The 22,022-nt window shown below is 44.5% G+C and carries 17 protein-coding genes; 4 read left to right on the top strand and 13 right to left on the bottom strand.

Annotated elements, in window-relative coordinates; genetic code table 11:
* Positions 1–687 precede the first annotated feature (687 nt).
* The 9 genes from DSL64_RS02860 to DSL64_RS02825 form a co-directional block, all read right to left on the bottom strand.
* Entirely contained in the window at positions 688–1,980 is a 1,293-nt protein-coding gene (locus DSL64_RS02860; RefSeq protein ID WP_115829112.1) for a hypothetical protein, read from the bottom strand.
* Positions 1,955–2,551 (bottom strand): RNA polymerase sigma factor, encoded by a 597-nt coding sequence (locus DSL64_RS02855; RefSeq protein WP_115829111.1) that lies wholly within the window; start codon positions 2,549–2,551, stop codon positions 1,955–1,957. Before DSL64_RS02855 ends, DSL64_RS02860 begins: the two co-directional genes overlap by 26 nt.
* Positions 2,552–2,608: 57 nt before the next feature.
* On the bottom strand, positions 2,609–3,553 hold the full coding sequence (locus DSL64_RS02850) for a hypothetical protein (protein ID WP_115829110.1): 945 nt from the start codon (positions 3,551–3,553) through the stop codon (positions 2,609–2,611).
* Positions 3,554–4,144: 591 nt separating this feature from the next.
* Positions 4,145–5,608 (bottom strand): TolC family protein, encoded by a 1,464-nt coding sequence (locus tag DSL64_RS02845; protein WP_115829109.1) that lies wholly within the window; start codon positions 5,606–5,608, stop codon positions 4,145–4,147.
* Between the two features lie 76 nt (positions 5,609–5,684).
* A complete protein-coding gene (locus DSL64_RS02840; protein WP_310587819.1) occupies positions 5,685–6,986 on the bottom strand; it encodes an HlyD family secretion protein in 1,302 nt (433 codons plus the stop codon).
* Positions 6,979–7,983, bottom strand: coding sequence for an ATP-binding cassette domain-containing protein (locus tag DSL64_RS02835; RefSeq protein ID WP_115829108.1), 1,005 nt, complete (start codon positions 7,981–7,983; stop codon positions 6,979–6,981). Before DSL64_RS02835 ends, DSL64_RS02840 begins: the two co-directional genes overlap by 8 nt.
* Positions 7,984–8,188: 205 nt before the next feature.
* Entirely contained in the window at positions 8,189–9,118 is a 930-nt protein-coding gene (locus tag DSL64_RS02830) for an AI-2E family transporter (RefSeq protein WP_229216928.1), read from the bottom strand.
* A 9-nt stretch (positions 9,119–9,127) separates the two neighbouring features.
* Positions 9,128–9,322, bottom strand: a complete 195-nt coding sequence (locus DSL64_RS29245) for a hypothetical protein (RefSeq protein WP_229216927.1) — start codon at positions 9,320–9,322, stop codon at positions 9,128–9,130.
* A 1,038-nt stretch (positions 9,323–10,360) separates the two neighbouring features.
* Complete coding sequence (locus DSL64_RS02825) at positions 10,361–12,499, bottom strand: ATP-binding protein (RefSeq protein WP_115829107.1); 2,139 nt, start codon at positions 12,497–12,499, stop codon at positions 10,361–10,363.
* Positions 12,500–13,665: 1,166 nt separating this feature from the next.
* Between DSL64_RS02825 and DSL64_RS02820 the strand changes: the two genes are divergently transcribed.
* The 3 genes from DSL64_RS02820 (at position 13,666) to mobC (ending at position 17,567) form a co-directional block, all read left to right on the top strand.
* Positions 13,666–14,937, top strand: a complete 1,272-nt coding sequence (locus tag DSL64_RS02820) for a relaxase/mobilization nuclease domain-containing protein (RefSeq protein WP_115829106.1) — start codon at positions 13,666–13,668, stop codon at positions 14,935–14,937.
* Positions 14,938–15,031: 94 nt separating this feature from the next.
* A complete protein-coding gene (locus DSL64_RS02815) occupies positions 15,032–15,397 on the top strand; it encodes a plasmid mobilization protein (protein ID WP_115829105.1) in 366 nt (121 codons plus the stop codon).
* A gap of 178 nt (positions 15,398–15,575) precedes the next feature.
* On the top strand, positions 15,576–17,567 hold the full coding sequence (gene mobC / locus DSL64_RS02810) for a conjugal transfer protein MobC (protein WP_115829104.1): 1,992 nt from the start codon (positions 15,576–15,578) through the stop codon (positions 17,565–17,567).
* A 35-nt stretch (positions 17,568–17,602) separates the two neighbouring features.
* Here mobC and DSL64_RS02805 read toward each other — a convergent pair whose 3' ends face one another.
* A complete protein-coding gene (locus DSL64_RS02805; RefSeq protein ID WP_115829103.1) occupies positions 17,603–18,181 on the bottom strand; it encodes a hypothetical protein in 579 nt (192 codons plus the stop codon).
* Between the two features lie 156 nt (positions 18,182–18,337).
* On the opposite strand from DSL64_RS02805, the gene DSL64_RS02800 reads away from it, so the two are divergent.
* On the top strand, positions 18,338–18,751 hold the full coding sequence (locus tag DSL64_RS02800) for a helix-turn-helix domain-containing protein (protein ID WP_115829152.1): 414 nt from the start codon (positions 18,338–18,340) through the stop codon (positions 18,749–18,751).
* 105 nt (positions 18,752–18,856) lie between these two features.
* Here the strand turns inward: DSL64_RS02800 and DSL64_RS02795 are convergent, their stop codons facing one another.
* The 3 genes from DSL64_RS02795 to DSL64_RS02785 all read right to left on the bottom strand — a co-directional run bounded on the left by DSL64_RS02795 (position 18,857) and on the right by DSL64_RS02785 (position 21,986).
* Positions 18,857–19,990 (bottom strand): YjbH domain-containing protein, encoded by a 1,134-nt coding sequence (locus DSL64_RS02795; protein WP_158547856.1) that lies wholly within the window; start codon positions 19,988–19,990, stop codon positions 18,857–18,859.
* On the bottom strand, positions 19,977–20,801 hold the full coding sequence (locus DSL64_RS02790) for a YjbH domain-containing protein (protein WP_115829101.1): 825 nt from the start codon (positions 20,799–20,801) through the stop codon (positions 19,977–19,979). The genes DSL64_RS02795 and DSL64_RS02790 overlap by 14 nt, the downstream gene beginning before the upstream one ends.
* A 117-nt stretch (positions 20,802–20,918) precedes the next feature.
* The gene (locus tag DSL64_RS02785; RefSeq protein WP_147300317.1) at positions 20,919–21,986 is read right to left on the bottom strand and encodes a hypothetical protein; all 1,068 of its coding nucleotides are present in this window, start codon (positions 21,984–21,986) and stop codon (positions 20,919–20,921) included.
* Positions 21,987–22,022 lie beyond the last annotated feature (36 nt).

Here is a 22,022-nt window from a genome sequence, read left to right as displayed (position 1 = left end):
CTGAAGGCCTTTTATTAAGATCAATTTACTCAAAGAATATGTAAGATTTAAAATCTGGTTCAAACGTACTATGTTAAACCTGAAAGCGGATGCCATTGGCGTATCAAGAGTATATCGTTCTCATGTCAAGGATAGGTTCAATCACAAGAATGGCTATGGAAAAATAAAGCCATTCTTGCTTGAACAAGGGGTCACAATTTATTATTTAGACTGAACTGCCCGGCGATCACAGTTGCGTGGCACTAAGCTAACGCCCTAACGAAAACTGCCTGAGTGGGCTAAACTGCGGCTGCTGCGGAAAAACAGCAGATTGTAGATCAGATTGTCTTTGAACTATAGAACTTGATAAACAGCATTTACAATAAAATTTAACCTATATATCTCAGAGGCGCCCGGTGCAGGTATCAGAACAGGATCTGGAATTATTTCCTGATCTTTATTTTCCTTTAAATTCGCTGGTAGAAGCCAGCAACACATCGAAATGTTACCTTCTGTATGAACCTTGATCAGCGCTGATGTGACCGGAAATAAACTTTGAGCGGGTTTATATATAGGTTTACTGATGCTACCGACTGCAATCACAGGTTAGTTTGGTTAGGTGATGTTTTTCTATGCTAGGAAGTCAGCGTGTCTTTGGTGTTCTGTTCAGATGCCGATTTCAAGGCTTTTGACTTTAGCACGGATTCTTTATTTCAGCTTTACACCTAATGAAATCCCAACTTGATAAGGTCTTGATTTCCAGGTTTGCTGTGCTACCTGTCGCTGCGTAAAGCTGTATTGAAGGTAGGGGCCAACATCAAGCCGGATCCCACTAGCCCCATAGATATTTTTATAAAACCCGATATTTCCCCAAACCAAATCCTGCTCTTTGCGCATCAACCGGGTATAGTCTATGCCCAAATCGACGCTATAATTTTTAAGTACATGCTTAGGCACCTGAAACCTTTGGCGTATGCCTATACCAAGTAAGTGCGAGCGCTCGTCCTCAAAATGCTTTTCACCGATGATAGTCATATCATACTGCTGATGGCCGACCCGGGTGGCTATTACCTGATTTGTTCCTATTTCATATTCATTCCAGTTTCTCAAATATGTATAGCTTAAAAGCGCTTGTGTATTTCTCTTCTCAATACCAGCTGTCAGTTTGTAAGACAAAGACTTTGAAGATAACAATGGAACAAACTGCAGGTTCTGAACCCGGTCTTCCGCGGAAGGACTCAGGCTGACCAGCTGAAAGGTTTGCATGATAGAGGCTGAGAAAACGCCTTTAAGACCAGATTTCATTGCCGGCTTTTTAACCGGCTCTTTTGTAGCGTTTAAAGTAGGTGGTATCGTCAGCAGACCAAATGAAACAGAAATGTTTACAGAGCCAATCGGGGATAAAGAATCCAGCTCTGAAGAATTACGGCTGGTATTGACAGGCCGTTTATGAGCGGTGTTCATGTATGTGTGGCCCGGGCCAGTTTTTTCTGTTTGAGCCAAAGGGGCTTTCGTAAGACCAACTATTGCCGCCGAATGCTCTAATGATGGTGGAGTGATATCTGCGTTTTCTGTCTTGCCAGCTATTTTGATGCCTGGTTTTTGAGTAGTTCGTTTATTTTTGAATGAGGTGAGATTGTTTTTCAAAGCTGGCTGTGCATATTTCAGCTGTAGATCATCGTTGTGACCCGGATTCGGCTGTGTTTCTAAGTCTGGTTTAGCCTGCTTTTTAGCGGGATTGTTCGTCTTGTTTTTGTTTAAAACTGAGGAGCCTTTTTTATCGAAACCAGTTGGCAGTTTTGTCAAATCAAAAAGGAAGAACACGGCTATCAGCAACAGTCCGCTTATCACAGCTGTCCGGTAAAGTCCGAAGCTTGATTGGCCCAGAGCTGCAAAAATAGGCGCTCGCGCGCGGTCTTCTCCAGGCACTTTATAACCTTCGAACTTTTCCCTGAGTCTTTTCCCAAGCTCGCTATCAGCTTCTTCTTCCGGTGACTTCATAAGATTCAATTCCTAATTCCTGTAATTTCCTAATTAATAATGCGCGTCCACGGTTCATCTGAGATTTGGATGTTCCCTCAGAAATAGAAAGTATCTGAGCAATTTCCGCATGTGTGTATTGATCAATCAAATACATATTGATTATCGTCTGGTAGCCATCCGGAAGGCTCCTGATTACGGATAGCAAAAGCTCAGTATCCAATTGTTCAATGATCCTGTACGAATTGCTTACGTCGATCGCACTTTCTAAAATTTCGATGGATGAATGTAATAGCTCTTTTTTCGTGGTTCGATGATAATAATTAATAGCAGTCCTAATCACAACTGATTTCACCCACTTTCCGACTAGTTCAGGTTCTTTAACCTGGCAGATATTTTCAAAAATCTTTATAAAAGCTTCCTGCATAATGTCATCGGCTTCAGCGTCTGTTTTTGTATACCTAGCACATACCACTCTCATGCTGTCCCTGTACCGATCATAAAATGCACTTTGGGCCCGCCGCTCTTGCCGCTGGCAACCTTCAACCAGTTGGGTTAAAGTATTGTAAACTCGCCATTTAAATAATCTCATCAAGGGGTACATTCAATAGGTTGGCCAATAGGCCAACCTTTCGATTAATTTTAAAGCTTATCTGTAAAGAGAGAAGAATTCACGATATAGCGGCTTTTTATCTTTATCAAAGAAGACTAACCAAACATCCAGTCCATCGGTGTTGCCAAGTTTTTTTTGACCTCTTACTTCATAAGTCGTTATGCCATCCTGTTCATTTTTTGTGATGCTGTTAATTCCTATGTCAAAATCAAAATCCTTATAATCCTGCTCAGTCGAAAGTAAATTTTTAATCTCAGAGGGCAGTGCATTTACATTTTCCAGGTAAACCGGCTGGTCTGAACCAGCCAGCAGTCTACTATCCTGGTCGAACAGGAGTTGAAAATCAATACCATTTTTGTGAAGATAGAGCTGGTAGATTTTCTTCGCTTCGGAGCCTGTCAAAACCATGGCCAGCGAAAAACGGTACCCCTTAGCTTGAATATATTGTTGCAAAGCTTCGGGCAAGTCATTGGCGCCCGTCACGCGAAACTTCTGGCTGACCGGTGCCATTTCAAGGGTATACATCGTCGGGATAAAATCAGATGTTGTCACGCGCCATTTCAATAAGTAAGGGGCGCCCTTCCATTCATATTCAGCCAGGAAAGCGGATTCGAAACTTGCCCTTTCATATGCATATTCTTCTTCCCGGAAGTTGGAGAACGTACCTCCCGCTACAAAGCTTGGGTTCATCAGGGTTTTCAGGTTGTCGGGTACATCGGCCCCCGCGAGCCTGGAGGATGAGAGCACATTTGTCTGGGTTAACACGCTATTGTACTTTTTTGCCTTCGACTCAAGGTCTACATTCCATATCTTATCTTTCAACAGTTCGGTAAAAACAATTTTCTCCGGATTGTCGTATGTTTTTTCCACCAGTTGCATCACTTCTGAAGGGATCTGCGGGCCGTTTGGTGTAGGGTCTGTAACTCGGTTACAACTCCATAAGGTTGCTGTTGCTACCAGCAGGGTAAGTAAGTTTCTCATTATTGAATATGGTTTGAGTTAATATGATCTGCGCTGATTTTTCTGGTACCGGCTGTTTGACACAGGAAACACAATAGGGGGTTGCATGAACTTAAAAATATTTTTATGCCGCATCTATGTGCAGGCTCCAAATTCAATCATGCACCCTAAGTAACGGATCATGTGTAAGAATTAAATGATAAAAGAATCAAGGATTTTTAATCTTGCAATTAGTACCTAGTACTCTGATAAAAACGAGGCGGGTGCAGAATTACCTGGTTTACATTTTCTTTTTATTCTTCTGATACCGTTTCTAGGCATGTTTTCACACATCACCCATATTTCGCAGCGGTAGACAAAGCATAAGTATGAAAATCAGGGCGCGCCTCTGTGGCGAGTATTGTATCGGGCAGAGTATAGTAGTTTGGCTTATATGTAGGACTCTATCAAAATTACACATATGGCGGGCCTGTCTGTGTATTGCTGTGCTGGCTGCACAGACAACTGTGGTGATCGCTTTGTCAGCCATCAGTTCCCAAGCATAAAGGCAGCACGGATAAGCCCGGTCAAATCGTTGGAGATAGAATAAGGCAGCCATATCGGGGACTGATGTTACCTTTCTGTAACGCTTCCCGCCGCGTAGTATAATTGTGCGATGGTTTTCTGGTAGCCGGTAATCATCTCAGCGAGTTTTATTTTCATATCAATCAGTTTGGTTTCACGGCTGTTGATCAGAAAAAGAGTGCTTTCTCCCAGATCGAATTTGGCCAGCTCGCCAGTAAGCAAAACCTGCTGATTCTCGATGCTTGTGGTCTGAACCTGGATCTGCGACACGTAGGCGACCAGTTCATTGAAGGCGTTAAGAATATTGGTGTTAATCTCCCGGCCCGTCTGGGCGGCATCATACCGGATGGCGAGTTGTTTGGCTTTGACTTCATTGAGCTTGCCACGCTGCTCCCTTAGAAAAAGCGGGAAGGCAAAGTCGACACCAAGTTTGTAATTACTCCACCCCAGATCGTAATAATCGGGTACAAATGAGGAAAAGTCGGTACGGCTGGTGATCAGAAAGGCTGTTACACTCAGCTTGGGTTTGAGCATTTCCAGCCGGTAGTTTCTCTCCAGCTGAAGCTGCAGATCCTTGTTTTTTAACATCAGTAGCTCAGGGTGCGAGGCCTGCGCGGTCCCCATCAGCGACTGCAGTTTGCTTTTGTAGAAGTCTGAATCAACCGGGCGAGTGTTTTCAGGATACAGACTGTCTGAAAGTTCCAATGGCTGCTCGCTTTGATCCCAGATATGGTTGGATAACAGTAGGCGCGAATTATTTAGTGCCACTTTCGCTTTCTGAAACTGGATACTGCGCTCCTGAAAAGTGATAGCGACTTCTACTGAATCAATAGTGGGTTTATCACCGAGCAGTGCCTGGTTTTTTACTGCCAGAAATCTTTGGAAAGCAAGATCAGCACCCTCGCGAATCAATTCATATTGCCGGTGGGCATTATACCAACTCCAGTAATCTTTCATCGCTGAAAGCCAGACCTGGTTGATCTGTTTGATCTTTTCTGCTTCAGCATAATTTACCATTACCCTGGCCTGCCGAAGCACATTTCTGCGAGCATCGATCACAAGCCCTTGTCCTATGGGTATGCTTAGTCCGATCCCTGTCAGTCCCGGCGTGCCCGTGCGGGTTTCGGGGTTGGTGTACTCGCCCACAAAGCGGTCATACCCAATTTTTAGATCTGCGCCTGCTATCCATAGCGGCACTTTGAGCTCATTTGACCAGTTGTTATAATATTCTGTGTCTCCAAAAGTTTTTCTTCCGAAATGACTTTTGATATTGGGATCAAAAGCGCCCCAGGCCTGCTGAAGCTGTGCCCGGGCCTGTTCACTGAGAAGACCCGCCTGTTTGACGATCGGGTGGTTGCTCAAAACGATCCGCTCAAAATCCTGAAGTGCGAATATTTTGCCGCTAACCTGGTTTGAATCAGCTTGCCCGTAGCTGACCGTTACGCCAGATATAGCACAAAGAAGACATACTACAGCGAAATGAAAGATATTAAAGTGTATGCTCGAGGGCATAACGTCAAAATTTGAAGTGTTTATTTAGCACCCACCTGCACGGCCGGCTCGGCCTCCAGACTCGGGGGGAATCCGTTCAGTTGCCGCCATATCTCATACCATACCATACCGGAACGGACCGCAGAATCACGCGTCCATATACACCAGATCCCTGCCGGAGCTGTTTGGGCCAGGGTTGATCCTTTGAAGGCACAGGATCTGTAGGCGTGACAAGTAGACGGTATTTGCCACCGCTACTGCTGACCAGGTCTATCACTGAAACCTTTCCGGCAAAAGTACCCACAGCGACTGAGGGCCAGCCGGAAAACTGAACAGAGGGCCATCCTTCAAACTGAAGCCTGACGTCACTGTTCATCAGGATCAGCGGAACATCCATCGCATCCACATAGATTTCAGCAGCGATCAAAGGTGCTTCTGGCTGAAGAGTAGCAATTGACTCACCTTCTTTGATGTTCTCTCCAATTCCCGCTTTCAGGGTTTTGACAACAAAGCCCGTCTGCGGAGCGCGCACCACGTACAGCCCGCGCCTTATATCTGTGTTAGAGATTTCATTTCTGAGTTTGGCAATCTCTCCCTGAGCGGTTACTTTACGGGACAGTGCCGAGCTCATCTCTGATTGTGCTTTTGCAAGCGACTGGTCATATTCGGCCCTGATATTATCAAGTTCTATACGCGCGTTGAGCAGCGACTGAACCGAATTGTTGAGCTTATTTTGCTGGCTGACCACTTTGGCATTGTCCTCCTGTAGTTTCAGCCGGCGCGACTCGATATCGGTTAGTGAAAAAAGCCCGTTCACATATCCGGCTTCATAGCGCACGAGCCTGGCCTTGCTGATCTCAAAAAACCGTGTTACTGCCACCAGATCGGCGCTGTCGATGCTGACGACGTTTTCTGCCTGTTTAACTTTATTTTTTGCTGCCGTCAGCTGGATACTGAGCCCTTTGGTCAAAGCCCGCATCTGGGCCGCAGTGGCCTGCATTTTCTGAGATGCTGCGCCCTCATTGCCTTCTTTGGCAGTAAGCTGCTCTCTGAGCCGCAGGGGAAGTTCGGGGTCAAAGTAGGATTGGCTTGTCTCGGAGATAATCAGTATAGTATCACCTTTTTCTACCTTCTCGCCCTCGCGTACCGCCCAGTGCTCTATACGTCCGCCTATCTGATTCTGTACTGTCTGTGGCCGGTCCTCGGGTCTGAGCGCTGTCACTGTTCCCCTTCCAGGTATAGTCTGTCTCCAGGGCAAAAAAAGAATAATGATGAATACCCCCAGCAATGCGAGCATTACTTTGCCAAGCATTTTGACACCTCTGGTAACCAGGATCTGCTGTTTGGATAGCACACCGATGTGCTGCCATTTTGGTTTATCTGCCGTTTTATTAGCCATTATTTGCCTCACTTTCTTCAAGTTGCAGATCTGTGACTGCTGCTATTTTCTCACTACCTGTCACCATATCGAAAATGGTGCTCAAACTGGTCATGAATTTTTCCACTGCGTAGCTGATCTGAACAATGATTACTTCTGCTGCCACAAATTGCCCCAGCGTCATCTGGCGATCTATAACATAGTAGGAGCCTACCATCAATAGTCCGCCCATCAGCAGTGTACGCAGTACGACAGAACTTGTATAAAATTTTCTCAGGATTTTAAAATGGCTGTTTCTGGCCTGAAGGTATTTTGCAGTGATCCTGTCTGTGTCTGAAAGCACTTTATCGAGCATGTGTCTATTGCTTCGGTAGTCATCCAGGTTTTCTGCTACCTTTTCAAGGTAAGCAACCACCTCGTACTTATATTCAGATTCCTCTATGCTTGTGCTGACACCTCTCTTGTGGAAAAGAGTGAGCATCATAAAGATCACCAGCACAGTAAGAAATCCGAAGGCAATGTAGACAGGATGATAGAAGGAAAGAAGAATGGCAGCGAAGGTAGTCTGCACTGCTGATGCGACCACATCTACAAGCAGTTTAGTCAACCCCTTTTGTATGGTGAGTACATCAAAAAAGCGGTTAACCAGCTCGGGAGGATACTCACCGGATAGTTCCTGCTTTTTTATACGGGGAAAGCGGTAAGCAAATTCAACAGTTGCCCTGGCGAAAATTTTCTGCTCCACCAGCTCGACAAGTGTAAGCTGACCGATCAGAAGCAGCCCGCCAACAGCGATTCCGATCAGTACGATACCTATTAATATGTACGTTGAGCTATATAATACGCCGTTTGAAAGGAAGTTAAAGACCGCTGTTGTTCCCAAAGGCAGTGTAAGGCCTAAAAGACCTATCAGAATTGCATAAAGAAATATGTAGTTGATCGTCTTTCTTTCTACATACAGCATGCCCAGGAGCCTATTCCAGGGAGTAGGCGCTTGGGCAGAGTATTCTTTCTTCATTGATTGGTTCGTTAAGATTTAATACAATATGTGTTTGCATGTACACGCTCAGTCCATGTTGGTAAACATCTACTGCCGCCCCGGAGCTTTTGTACTACCCGTCAATCAAGCATCGGTTAGGTGTCCTGATATCTTCGTATTCTCCAACCCATAACCAGAACCATTTACCTTTTATATTACAGGCTTACAGATCAGCTTCAGGTTTCTAGCTTTCACTTTGTGGTGTCACAGGGTTTATTTTCCAGCGCTTCATAATGATTTTTGACGAGTACCTTTTTAGATGATACTGCTCGGGTTCGCCTATCAGAAAACCAAATGCTTTCATCGACGGAACTGCATCGAAGACAACTTTTAAAACCGCCATGATGGGTATAGCAAGTATAAGTCCTGCAAGTCCGAAAAGCATACCTCCTAACAGAAGCCCCACCAATGCCATCAGTGGATTGATGCTCACTTTCCCGCCCACAATATTGGGCGTCAGAAAATTGCCTTCCAGAAACTGGACGATCTGAAACCATCCGATCACGCCTGCTGCGTACCAGGCGCTGTCCTTGGTTGCCAGCGCGAAAACTGCAGGCAGAATTGATCCGATTGCAATACCGATATAAGGAAGCAGCATCAGAAGCGATGCAAGTATGCCAAAGAACCATACATACTCAATGCCCATTACCAGAAGCCCTACCGTGTTTAGTATCGCAACAATTCCCATCACAGTCACAAGCCCCACAAGATAACTCTGCACGACATAGTAAATCCTGTCAAGGACTTCGCTGACAATTTCTTTGGGTGTAGAGGTAAATGCATGAAAGAAAAACTCCCTGAAAAAATCGCGATAGTACAAAAGAAAGAAGGTGAAAAGCGGCACAATTACAACGCCGGCCAATATACTTCCCACAGAACCAAGTGCTGCGCTGACAATGACGCCAGCATTGGAAACAGCCCTGTTGGTAAATGTGGTGATCTGCTCTGTGATTTGTCCCTGCTCAATTCCGAAGCGGACAGTTACCCAGTTTTGAATCGTTTGTATAATATGAATAAAGCTCGACTGCCACTCACTGCCGCCTGAGCCTATGATAACTACCTGGTGAATAATTAGCCAAATCAGAGCGCCGATCAGAATTATAGCTATCAGCACTGATAAGAGCTAGGCTGTAACTCTGCTGAATTTGAACTTTTCGATAAAGCGTGTGACAGGATAAAGAGAAATGGCCAGCAGTATTGAAAACATCAGCGGCACTACTACGCTTTGTAGCGTATAAAGAAGGCCGATGATAAGCACCAGTGAGAGCAAAGAAGCGGCCAGCCCTATGGTTTTTTGATTTTGATAAAGTTTATGCATATGTAAGTTGATGATAAGGCGGGAGCTATTGACAGCGAGCAACCCAAATACAAATGCAACAATTAAAATATCACGCCTTGATTCCACAGATTTTGATCTTACCCGAATAGATAGGTCACTAGTGACCCAAAGGCTTGTTTCAGTCATCAGAACACTGCCCATTTGGCTGTAGGTCTGTGCACTTAAATGGATGGTGAGATCAGCCTGGAAGGAGTGGAGTTGAGCACATGTAAATTTTCTTTATTTGTTCTATCTGGTTCACAGTTAATGTGATAGCGTTGATTTGGGAGTGGAACATGCAGTGGCTGTGTGTAGGCGTGGGCTGATCATGTATGCTTGATGTGTTGCAATTAAAAAGGAGTGGCAAATAAGGGTTTCACTGAAAGTTTCCGCCCGTAGAGCGTTCACAACTGTGTAATGTAGCCCGTTGCCTTGCGTGTAGAATAATCCCCAACGATTGCTGGGTAATCATATGTGTCCTATTTCAAATTCAGGCTTAATATTGTTGCATTGAGCTGACTTGTAGCGGGGTAGGGCTTATTGGGTGGCCTAGGCGTTGGAATCTGAATCTGGCAACAATACTTGAATCAAATGGGAATTGTAACCAGAATACTGTATTCACAGGCCAACTTGGCACATTAGCCAAGGATGAATGGCCAAACGGCCAATGTATTGGTTATAGCTGACTCTAGCCATGATCACTTTGATAACGGATGCGTCTATTTGAAAGATGGCTCCGAGAAGATACCGCGGTTCTAGCGGATGTCACAGAGAAGGTCCTTCTCGAAAGGCTTTCACTACGATCAGCATTTTCTGCTCGGCTGTGAACAGTGGTCTTGCTTTGCGAGGAATGTCTTACGGTCGCCCGAGCGAATATAGTTCTGCAGAGTTACATTTTTTTCCTAGTTTTCCATAGCACCGCAGTTCACATTTAGAGGGAAGAAGACAATCGCACTTTTCAGCCGCTGATGTCCACTTTTTACGGATGACTCCACCGTAAGAGTAGCTTGGAGTAACAGTTAGGGGGAAATGGTCTGATTAATCAAGATTAGGCACTCTGAGGTAAACATCAACAATTGTCCCCTCAAATTGAACACTATCCAGGTTAAGCAACCCGCCATGGCCTTTAACGATGATGTCATAACTAAGCGAAAGTCCTAATCCAGTGCCCTGTCCTGTCGGTTTAGTCGTAAAAAATGGCTGCATCACTTTTGCTTTAATTGCGTCAGCGATCCCACTCCCATTGTCTTTGATGCTGATCTTTATAAAATCATCCTGAATCTCTGTCGAAAGCTCTACGGTAGGAGTATAGCCATCATCGGATTGCCTGGCCCTTTGCTCAACGGCATCGAAGGCATTACCAATCAGGTTTAGCATGACCCGGCCGATGTCCTGGGCAAAAACCTCCAAAGGTGGCAGCTCTGCAGTCAGCCTTGTAACAAGCTTGCACTGAAACTCTTTGTTCTTTGCATGATGGCCGTGATAAGCCAGTCGGAGGTATTCTTCAACCAGCTTATTAATGTCGACTACCGACTTCTCCCCAGAACCGGCTCTGGAATGTTCCAACATGCTTTTGACTATATTATCTGCCCGCTTTCCATGCAGGTTAATCTTATCCAGATTATGTTTTAGATCTGAGGCAATTAACCTGGCTTCTTCGATCGATCCGTCATTGAGCTCCTGGCTCAATTCATCAATGAGTTCTACTCCCAATTCTGAAAAATTGTTCACAAAATTCAGTGGGTTTTTGATCTCGTGGGCAATCCCAGCGGTTAGTTCGCCCAGCGAGGCCATTTTTTCGGAGTGGATCAGCTGCTGCTGTGCAGACCTCAGATCGTCGAGCGAGGCCTGTAGCTGCTGGGTCCGCTGTATTACCTGGGCTTCTAGCTTGTCATTCTGTTCGGCAAGCAACTGCTGCTTTTCGTGCGCATGCAACAAATTTTCAGCAGACAATTTTTCAACCTGCAACAGCTTCTGCCGAAGTAGGTTGCTATCCAGGGCAAATTCGCGAGCCAGATAAAGAGATATACCCAGGGCAGGTGCAAGATAGGTCAATCCAACCGTGGCCTGGCTAATTAGCAAACTCATTTCGATCCCAAGCAAACTATGGCTTTCGGAAATCACCACAAAGAATATAGACGCAAAAAAGCCGGTGGCGATAATAGCCGCCCCTCGTTTTCTGGTGCGGAGCGCCCGAACAGCGATCCAGATATTAATTAGCTGGAAAACGCCATAGGCAATAAAAAAAGGTATTCGGAGTGGATAAAAGATCATCATTGCGGAGCTCAAAATATAAAGCGCCCACATTAGTATCATCAGCTCACGCGAACTGTATTCAAAAAGGAAACACAGTGCCCTGGCCGTCCAGATTCCGCTCATCAGAGCAATCATGAAAGCCGGCGTATAGACCAGAGGATACATCCGGGCGTCTTCGATATGGCCCTGCAGGTTTACAATCAGAAAAGCAACTGTCGATAAAATTGCATACACAGCAAAGTAAAGGTTTGCGCGCTGTGTCGGATCATAACGATAGAAAGACAGGTGCAGCATTGAAATCAGGAAAAAGACCGCCAGCAGGACCGTGAATGTTTCGTTAGACAAGTTAACCTCTTTCATAAGTTGCTGATATGATAAAAAGTCCGTAAGCGTCAGCCAGAAAAAATACCCGTTATTTCTTAAATGAAAGCCATTCTCCCAGATTGCAAACCTTACCGCCAAAACATGCTCTTTGCCAGGAACCAGAACTACAGGCTGCGCAAGCTGCCCCATACCAATCGGAACCACCCGTTCGGGAACCGAACTAATTACTCCGTAACGCCTGATCAGCTTGCCATCCAGATAAATTTCTGATGCACAATTTTGCCAGACATCAAGTGCCAGGCCTTTATCTTTGAGTGCGGAGCCAATTTTCAAATGCAGTCGCAGCCAACCGATACGCACTGGTTTCAATTCAGGAAGTTCATGCAACATCTTTTCTGTCGCAATCTGCTTCCATGCGGAATCGTCAAAGTTAGGATTGGCGAATTGTATACTGTCATTGGGGTTGAAACGCCATCCCTGAACTAGACTAATGCCCTCTTGCGGAATTTCAGTATAGGTCACAACAGCCGGATTTTGAGAGAGAACCTTTAAGCTTAATTGTAACAGGAAGAAGAACAGTGGTAAACGTCTGATCATTCGAAGGATCTATTAGGTACTATTTTTTACAAGCTAGAAAGAAGTATCGAGCAATCATCTACCTATAAATCACTGGTAAACAGTCGATAAATCTAGGTGGATGGTGAGGGCTATTTCCCGAAAATAAATTCTCTAAAATCACGGCAAACACAAAGATGCCACCACCCTGAATTTACATTACATGGCGGCCGTAATAGTATTTTTCGCAAGATCCGACCACTTTTGATTTTCACAGAAAACTTTCAGGCCACAATTCTAGCATAAGACCAATCGAGAAGGGGGCTGCTTTTGGGGATACAATTTCAAATCTACCTTCTGGTTCGACTCCGGTTGTTGAAACTAAGTGCGGCTATGCAGAAAATCTGGGAAACTCGTTCTAATATGCGATCGGTGTAAGAAGTTACTGAAGCAAAGCGAAGGTAGGACAAACAACCATTGTTCTGCCAAATCCAAGGGTGTATAGCTGTAAAAGTTGCGAATACCAGTAAAATAGAAGTACGGAATATAAAGATGGTGCAGCAAAAGAATCCTTAATGTCCCATAGATGACTGGGGTGTGCTCAGAAATTTCTTAGAAGGCACATTAGGGACCAATCAATGGCACCATTGTGGCGGTAGCGCCTTCGATCTCTGATTTAGCCCTGAATCAAATTAAAATACAGCCAAAGTCTGTATCCAAATGAATTATCTGCTTTTTTCTGCCTACGAGCGATAACCTGCACCAACAAAAACAAAAAGCCAACCATCCATGTAGAAAATAATCCTTGTCAAGGTTCGACTATTTATTGGTGGTGAGCTGTGCTGTTACTGACCGGGGCAATCAGATCTGACCTATCTAGCTGACAGACCCATTTAGAATTTGTAAGGGTTATGGTTTGCAGGGAACCGCAGTCTATATTTGAACTCGTTGCAGGCGCTTTGCCTTTGGCAAAGTGCAGTGATCAGGGGACATCTGGTTGCTAGGATTGATCTGAAAGTCAAGCGCAGATCCGCGTCTGATAGCAGAATACCTACCGCACAGTTGTCACTGAAATCTGGCAGTTTTCGGCAGGTTCACAGCCGGCGTAGTCACGGACCAAACTTGTGATGTAGCCTGGTTACAGATAATAAAGGAAAACTACGGGTCTGCAGAGTGATTATTCGGGAAAATACTAAACTGTGAAGAATATGGTAGTCACAATTGATTACGTCAATAGCTTTAAGAGAGCCTTGGTATATAACGAAAGAAAGGTAAGCAGCGGTCAGGCTGCTTTGCTTGATGCCGGAGGATTTTTGAAGGAGGTCAAGGATCTGTCCATGAAAGAAAAAATCGACCGTTTTCAGATGAGAGCGGACATGAATATCCTAGCAAAGAGGCATTGTGTTCATATGTCACTTAATTTCTCGCCAAACGATCAGCTAACGGACCGGAAACTAAAAGCAATCGCAGCTACTTATTTAAAACTGATTGGATTCAGGTATCAGCCGTATCTTTTATACCGGCATGAGGATGCGGGCCATCCGCATCTTCATTTGATCACTTCAAATATCAGGTCCGATGGCACGCAGATCAGCTTGTATTACAAGGCAAATAGCGTATTAAATCCAGCAAGACAGAAGATAGAAAAGGATTTCAGGTTGATCAGGGCGGAAGGAAGAAAACTGGTGTTGACGTCTATATCTTCTACTGCCGCGAATTACGGAAAAATACCCACGAATCAGGCGATACAAAACGTTTTGAATCAGACTTTGGACAGCTACAGTTATACCTCAGTACAGGAGCTGAACGCGGTTTTGATTTCTTACAATGTAAAGGTATATGTAAAACATCGTCCGGAGCATCAGGATAAAGTGTTGGGACTGTGGTACTATATTCTTGACAAAGAGGGCAGGTGGCGCAGTGCTCCCATATCATCGAACGATCTGGCTGAAAACGCAAGGTGGCAGTATTTGTGCCAGCGGTTTGAAGCTAACTTGATCAACAGGAATAAAGGACAGGCAAGAATCAAAAATGAAATAGATTTTTTATTGAGCACACAGACGAATACAGTTGGACAGTTTATTTGCCAGCTTGAGGAAAAAGGTATTCGGGCTGTTTTTCAAAGGAATCAGATCCGGCGCGTATATTCGCTTACGTATGTCGATTTTCAGACCAAATATGTTTTTGATGCAAAGGTTCTGGGCCCGCATTACTCGGCTGGCTATATCGCTTCTTGCTGCAGTCTGCAGACTGCAGCTGACCTAGATTTGAAAGCTTTTCAAAAGCAGGAGCAGCATTCAGCTGGAGGTGATTTTGAGAGTGTTTCAATAGCACTCAGTGGGAGTTCAGACAGGCCTAGGGACGGGAATGCAAAGAGAGAAGCTGATTTTTTATTTAATCTGTTTAACAAGGTTCATGGTTATTCAAATAATGGTTTAGTTAAGAAGAAAAAGAGCAGAAAACGCAGGAAAGTTTCTTAGCAACTCTTACTTACCATAGAATTAAGGCATTTTTAATTGCTGACTTTCCTGATTACCTCATTTTGTACGTGGATGTTAACTACTTTGATTAAAAATGAAAAGAAAAAATCAAGTAAGTGTTTACTTTAATGATCAAGATTATGCAATCATAAGCGAACAGTTCACCCAGAGCACGCACAGGAAACTATCCGGATTTCTCAGAGAAAAAGCCCTGGAAAAATCCGTTGTGGAAAGGGTTCACAACGCTTCGCTTGACAGGGTGTATGATACCCTTGCTGAGATCAAGACGGATCTGCAACTGGCCTGTGATAGCTTTGAGCGGTGCGCGAGTGAGATTAAGGAATATGTTGGCAGTGCAAAAATTGAAACCGAGCTAATGGATCTGGAGCTGAATAGAAGAAAACTGGTCGTGCAGCTGCAAAAAGCTTTTGACAGGATATCCAAACTTGCAGACCAGTGAACTGCGGGCGGACTCTGTGACCGTTTTAAGTTGCTGTGTGGCAAGGCCAGCTTCAGGCCCTTCAATAAATATATCGTGTTAGATGGTTCGGCAGCGGACGCCCGCAGCCCTGAATTGATCCAAGTTTGCTTTTACCGTCTACAACAGTAAGAATCAATATACATAGCTCACTTTTACTATGCAGAACTCTGAAAATCAGCAGGCTCTGTCAAGGATTCTTGATATGAGCCGCATGATCTCTATTGCCCTTATATTTTTACACTTTTATTACTATTGTTATGCTGCTTTCGCAGACTGGCAGTTGGTTTCGGCTTTTTCAGACAAGGTTCTGACAAACATTGAAAAGGCTGGGCTGTTTGCTTATTTCAATAAGTCCAAGTTTATAGCCCTCGGTTTCCTTTTAATATCACTAATCGGAGTTAAAGGAAAGAAGACCGAAAATCTAAGACCCAGAAAAGGGGCGATCATTTTAATGTGGGGCTTGGCTGGGTATTTCTTGCCTATAGTCATTTTTAGTCTTGGTTTTGTATCAACACTTGCTGTTTGCTGCTATATAGCTTTTGTTAGTATTGGGTTTTCGCTCGTTCTTTCAGGCGGAACACTTCTTTCCAGAGTCATTTACCAAAAATTGAACGGCGGTGATATCTTCAACAAAGAAAATGAGACTTTCCCTCAGGAGCAGAGGCTGTTGACAAACGAATACTCGGTGAATCTTCCGGCCCGTTTCCGTCTGAAAGACAAGGTGCATGGTAGCTGGATTAACATTATCAATCCTTTCCGGGGAACTTTGGTATGCGGATCTCCGGGCTCAGGTAAATCCTATTTTGTAATCCGGCACATCATATCCCAGCACATCTCAAAAGGTTTCTGCGCTTTCATCTATGATTTTAAGTTCGATGATCTATCGTTAATTGCCTACAACTGCTGGCTTGAAAATCAATCCAGCTACGCGGTAGCCCCCAAATTCTACACAATCAATTTTGATGATCTAAATAAATCCCACCGCTGCAATCCACTTGATGCGGCCAGCATGTTTGATATCACTGACGCGGGTGAATCAGCGCGCACAATTCTGTTGGGACTCAACAGAGAATGGATCAGAAAACAAGGTGACTTTTTTGTCGAATCTCCGATCAACTTTCTGACTGCTGTGATCTGGTTTCTGCGGCGTTACAATGATGGAGAGTTCTGCACGCTTCCACATGTGATTGAGCTCATGCAGCTGGATTACGAAAAGCTTTTCACGATTCTGAGAACAGAAAAACAGATTGAGGTACTGATCAATCCATTTATTACCGCTTATTTGAATGATGCCATGGAGCAGCTTGAAGGTCAGATTGCATCTGCAAAGATCGCTTTAGCCCGACTCTCATCTCCGCAGCTTTACTATGTTCTTTCCGGAAATGATTTCTCACTGGATATCAATAATCCCAAAGAGCCCAAGATTGTCTGCGTGGGAAACAACCCGCAAAAGATTCAGATCTATGGCGCGGTTCTCTCATTGTATGTAAACCGGCTTGTCAAGATTGTAAACAAGAAGGGGAAGATTAAAAGTAGCCTTGTATTCGATGAGTTTCCCACTATTTATCTCAGCGGCATTGATAGCCTTATTGCAACGGCGAGATCTAACAAGGTGGCCACCACACTAGGCATACAGGATTTTTCTCAGCTTAGAAAAGACTACGGAAAAGAGCAGGCCGATGTCATTGTTAACATTACAGGTAACATCATCAGCGGACAGGTCACAGGTGATACCGCGCGTCAGCTCTCTGAGCGTTTCGGAAAGATTATGCAGGACCGGACCAGTTTGTCTATCAACCGGACAGATACCTCTATAAGTAAATCCAAACAGCTTGATCTTGCCATTCCTGCATCTAAAATTGCCGGGTTGAGCTCAGGAGAGTTCGTAGGCATGATGGCAGATAATCCAGATCAAAAAATCGACTTAAAGACCTTTCACTGCGAAATCATTAATGATCACAAGGCTATCCAGAGCCAGCAAGACAAATACCGGCCAATTCCCCAAGTCAGAGAGATTAACGAGTCAATCGTTACGGCTAACTTTCTTCAGATCAAAGAGGAAGTCCAACTTCTAGCAGACAGCGAAATCGAAAAAATACTGGCAGATCCAGCCAGAAGACATTTGATGGTAAGAAAGAAAGCCAAATAAGAATCCCTGCACTACCAATATGTATTCTGTAATCATCAGCGCGGGTCTGAAGCAATATCCTGTGTCCTTAATTCTCTGAGGATATCGAAGCATGCGACGACAAGTTTGCTGAATGAGTTAAAAACGAAAAGTGTATCGTGACAGTAACCTGCATCCACGGGGTTATCCTTACACAGAGCAAAGAAAGTGATATGTTTGATCGTCTCTTGCCACCGCTTTAGAGGTTGGTGCTCGAAGAAATCGGCGATGTCGTTATAGCTACCGGTCTGGGTTTGGAGATTGGTGATCTTGGATTTGTTCGCGCTGGGGTTAAAAAGAGTATTCCGGCAGATCATATGAGCTGCGGTTACCAGATCAGAGAGTTTTTCCATTGTGAAAAGAACGTCTGAGGGGCTGCTTTGCCGGTAGTAATCATTTGCTGAATAGGCCTGCAGGATTATAGAAAGTTTACCAGAGAACTCAGCGGGCGTGTGTGAGTCAAAGAATTCTGAAAGCTTGTCAGCAAGCCTTCCGTTATCTGTTTTTAGTGGTGAGGCTCGAAGCAATACGTTCGAATGCGCGGGACCAAGATGCGACCAGAGAGGTTTGAAGGATTGGTTGTTTTGCAGTTTCATGAGCTACATGGGTTAGTTAAGAGATGATACTAATATCTGATTTGTAGGTTTTCTAAGATATTCTCTGTTGGAATATCTTAGGCGTAAAACTTCTTTCTAATGTGGTTTTTTAAGCTTTAAATGGCTATATTTGATTTAGGAACAAACTTTTTTCTGATGAGCACAGCCATACACCACGGTAGAAATATTAAACGATTTAGGGACATGCTCGGAATAAAGCAGGAGGGCTTAGCGTTTGAACTAGGTGAGGAGTGGAGTCAGAAGCGTGTCTCGTTGCTAGAGCAGAAGGAAGAGATTGAGCAGGATATTTTAGAACAAGTTGCACGTATTTTGAAGGTACCAGTAGACGCGATTCGAAATTTTGATGAGGATCATGCGATACATAATATCCAAAATAATTATGACAGTTCAGTTATAAATGGGGGGCCGACAGTTAATGTAAAATGCTCTTTTAATCCCATTGACAAATGGATAGAATCTTTGGAAGAAAATAAACAACTTTACGAGCGCTTACTTCAATCTGAAAAAGAAAAGGTCGAGTTGCTGCAAAAAATGTTAGAGAGGATTTGAGAAAGCATGAATCCAAAGTACTTACAGACGAACTTGAATAGGTGAGAAGCATGATGTAATAAATCAAAAACGGCATGAGAGATAAACTTTCATGCCGTTTTTGATTTATTGAGCTTGTAACTGCCGATGCTGCCTGTTCAGATAATCCTGATGGAACTGTCTCAACTTCTGATCCAGCTGATAACCTACACGGTAACGCTCACCGATACGGTAGCCACGGCTGTAGGTATATTCCCAGCGGAACTCGTCGGTAGTGCGTAAGCGCGCATGTTTGCCCTGAGCGATTTTTCCCGGTGGAATCGGTACTGCAAAATTGAATCCGAGCGTAGAGCCATTCTGGGTTTTGGTAGCATACACACCCAGTTCTATATTGGTAAACTGGCGAACGAATTCAATTCTTGCTCCTTTATCCGCCCATAGGAACTGCCCTCCTGTTAACTTCAATGTCAGATCCGGGCCTTTGAAACGGTAGGAAACGTCTGCGAGCAAAAGCAGCTGATCAGGATCTTCGTAATAAATTCCTCCCTTGGGATAATAGTAAAAACCCGTCAATCCCGCTTCCAATCCGAATGACCAGGGTTTGGAAAGATCTGCTTTGCGGTACTGAACATTTACACCATACTGGTCATTCTGGAAAAAACCGAGAGATGCACTCAGGAAGTGATTTCCCTTGTTGTAAAACTGGTTCAGGAAAGTAGGAGCGAGGCGGATATTTTTCGGCCTGCCGTCCATATCATTCACAATAGGGAAGAGGACTCCGGTTTGCAGCGTTAGCCCTGGCAGGATATAAAGCTGTGTTTGCAAAGCCACACTGGTGTTACTTTCTACAGGCTTATCAAAATTCCCGAATATGGCAGCGAAATACGGCTGTATCCAAAAATCGGCTTTGTATTTTTTATGTAGCAGAAAACCATTTGCTTTCAGATAGTCTTTTCTTTCTGCATCTGTGAGCGGAGAGTACTTTACATTTTCACCGACCTGGTATTTACCCATAGGAAAGCCGTTAAAATGCGGCGCATAACTTTGCCCATTTTCAGCTACTTTCTGTATTTCATACAATCCTATAAACGGATTGCGGTACATTCTCTGCTCATAAAAAACAGTACTGTCCTGCCATTGAATATTTTCAAAACTCGCTTTGAGTTTCTCCGGTGTGTATTTATCACTCTTCTGCTGAGCATGCACCAAGGTTACACTTCCCCACAGCAGCAGCCCGATTATCAGATTAATTTTTTTCATCAGCTTGCTGTTTAAGGCGACGGGAAGGTTTAAGCAGATTGATAGCCACAGAAGTGCCAGCCGTAAGCTGTTTACCATCAAGCAATCCCGCTTGTATGGTCCAGACTTTGAATAACCGCGCATAAGCACCCACATTCACATGTTTAGAATCCCACTCTGCCATCACACCACCTAAGTTTTTGTAGTGTAATACAGCTCCACCGAATGGGCCTTGCAGGTAGTGGTTTTTGTAGCGGTCTTCACTTTTCTTTTTCCATTTAAAGTTGGAAAGCATATTAGAATTGGTCAGGTTGCTCTCGTCCCGATACAGGTAATAGGGGCTTCCATATCCAACACTTGCTTCCAGCTTTAAGTCTTTGCCAACCTCAAAGTTTTTAGTTGCTACCAAAGCATGGGTAAGCATGGCACCATCAATGGTGAATGGTGTAGTAATTATTACTGCCAATGATGGAAATTTTGATTTTTCTTTGAGGATAAGGTAGCGCAGATCAAGCTGACGGTCTCCGATGCCTTCCTTTACCTTGTTCTGATCTGTACTGATCATTTGAAGAAGATTGGCATTAATTTCCAGACGTTTGAAAATAGTGATGTTGGCATAAATCACACGCTCAGGATTTACACCTCTTTTGCGTAGAGAATAATGTTGTGGTACATAGTTGTAGCCAAAACGAAAAAGACCTTCCTGTGTTTCTACAGCGCTGGGTGTAAATATAATACCCGGCTTGCCGGAGTTGTTGACTTGTGCTGCGGCACCCAGTGCCCAGAACAGCAAAAAGAAGGACAGCGAAATGCTGCCCTTCTTTGGATTCATTTGTTTTTTCAAAATCCAGAGATTTAGCGGTTGGGAAAAGGGGCACGGGGGGGACGGGGTGAGGACAAGTCCTCTGACTCAATACCCTCTTGCCCCCTAGTCCTGTGCGCTTACAAATTAGTTTCCGCCTCCCTGGTTGTGGCAGCTTTGGATCAATGCAGTTCTTGCCACGTTAGCAGCAGCCAATGCAGTAGCATAAGCAGCTTGTGAAGCAGCAAGGTTCGCATCTCTCGCAGCTGTAGCAGCTGCTAAGCGTTGCGTGTTAGCAGCAGTACAAGCAGCAATCTCAGCAGCTTGTACTGTATTCAAACCTGCATACGCATTCAAAGCTTGAATGTTAATAAGCGTTTTCAATACAGGGTACAAGTCACCCAATACAGCCTGAGCAGCATCAACATCTGCCAACGCCTGGTTTACTTGGGCATCCACCGCTGCACGAAGCGCAGCATATTTTGCAGTCAAAGGATCAGTACAAGCACCTACGGCCGGTACAGCCTGTACTGCAGTATTATAAGCAGTAGTAGCAGCAGCATCATTGGTTGCTTTTGTCGCGTCTAAGGCAGCTTTCTTGGTATTGTACACACCATCAGCAGCAGCGATACATGCATCAGATGCTTCCTGAATAGCTTCGATTGCATCAGAAACAGCAGCGTTAGCAGTTGTTGTAGCTACACCAGCAGGAGCAGCCACACGGCCTGTAATTGTTACGCCACCTACAGTAGGTAAAGTGAATTTAGGCAGGTAAGCCTGTACTGCAGGATTTGCAGCTGCTTTGTCCAATGCTGCCTTTACGTCTGCAGGGATAGCACCACCTGCTTTCACCGCTTCGATTGTTGCAGGAGTTACCGCGCTCAAAGTAGCAAGGTCTGCCGCTGGAACAGCAGCGGATACAGCCGCAGCTGCTTCCGATACAGATGCAGGTACGGTTCCTGAGGCAGCGATACCACCCAGTGCACCGTTTACCTCAGTCGCTTTTGCAGAAACTTCAACTGAAGCCTCAGTAGTTGCTACAGTAGCAGGAGGAGTGATGGTCACAGGAGCAATTTCGATCTTGTTCAGGTCATCTACCTTTCCCTGATCTGGCTCCGTCGGAAGCGGATCGTCCTTCTTACAGTTGTACATCACCAGTGATAGTACCAGCAAGCACAACATCATTGTGATTGATAATTTTCTCGTGTTCTTCATTTTAAGCATGTTTAGTAAGCGTTTATTCTATGTTTG

Origin of the sequence: Dyadobacter luteus (assembly GCF_003383615.1) — a bacterium.
Classification (GTDB): domain Bacteria; phylum Bacteroidota; class Bacteroidia; order Cytophagales; family Spirosomataceae; genus Dyadobacter; species Dyadobacter luteus.
Note: the sequence above shows the minus strand (reverse complement) of the source record. Positions and strands in the feature narration are given on the sequence as shown.

Excerpts from the sequence above, each read along its gene's own strand:
- DSL64_RS02860 (WP_115829112.1), bottom strand. The coding sequence starts at position 1,980 with ATGAAGTCACCGGAAGAAGAAGCTGATAGCGAGCTTGGGAAAAGACTC.
- DSL64_RS02855 (WP_115829111.1), bottom strand. The coding sequence starts at position 2,551 with ATGAGATTATTTAAATGGCGAGTTTACAATACTTTAACCCAACTGGTT.
- DSL64_RS02850 (WP_115829110.1), bottom strand. The coding sequence starts at position 3,553 with ATGAGAAACTTACTTACCCTGCTGGTAGCAACAGCAACCTTATGGAGT.
- DSL64_RS02845 (WP_115829109.1), bottom strand. The coding sequence starts at position 5,608 with ATGCCCTCGAGCATACACTTTAATATCTTTCATTTCGCTGTAGTATGT.
- DSL64_RS02840 (WP_310587819.1), bottom strand. The coding sequence starts at position 6,986 with ATGGCTAATAAAACGGCAGATAAACCAAAATGGCAGCACATCGGTGTG.
- DSL64_RS02835 (WP_115829108.1), bottom strand. The coding sequence starts at position 7,983 with ATGAAGAAAGAATACTCTGCCCAAGCGCCTACTCCCTGGAATAGGCTC.
- DSL64_RS29245 (WP_229216927.1), bottom strand. The coding sequence starts at position 9,322 with ATGCATAAACTTTATCAAAATCAAAAAACCATAGGGCTGGCCGCTTCT.
- DSL64_RS02825 (WP_115829107.1), bottom strand. The coding sequence starts at position 12,499 with ATGATCAGACGTTTACCACTGTTCTTCTTCCTGTTACAATTAAGCTTA.
- DSL64_RS02820 (WP_115829106.1), top strand. The coding sequence starts at position 13,666 with ATGGTAGTCACAATTGATTACGTCAATAGCTTTAAGAGAGCCTTGGTA.
- DSL64_RS02815 (WP_115829105.1), top strand. The coding sequence starts at position 15,032 with ATGAAAAGAAAAAATCAAGTAAGTGTTTACTTTAATGATCAAGATTAT.
- mobC (WP_115829104.1), top strand. The coding sequence starts at position 15,576 with ATGCAGAACTCTGAAAATCAGCAGGCTCTGTCAAGGATTCTTGATATG.
- DSL64_RS02805 (WP_115829103.1), bottom strand. The coding sequence starts at position 18,181 with ATGAAACTGCAAAACAACCAATCCTTCAAACCTCTCTGGTCGCATCTT.
- DSL64_RS02800 (WP_115829152.1), top strand. The coding sequence starts at position 18,338 with ATGAGCACAGCCATACACCACGGTAGAAATATTAAACGATTTAGGGAC.
- DSL64_RS02795 (WP_158547856.1), bottom strand. The coding sequence starts at position 19,990 with ATGAAAAAAATTAATCTGATAATCGGGCTGCTGCTGTGGGGAAGTGTA.
- DSL64_RS02790 (WP_115829101.1), bottom strand. The coding sequence starts at position 20,801 with ATGAATCCAAAGAAGGGCAGCATTTCGCTGTCCTTCTTTTTGCTGTTC.
- DSL64_RS02785 (WP_147300317.1), bottom strand. The coding sequence starts at position 21,986 with ATGAAGAACACGAGAAAATTATCAATCACAATGATGTTGTGCTTGCTG.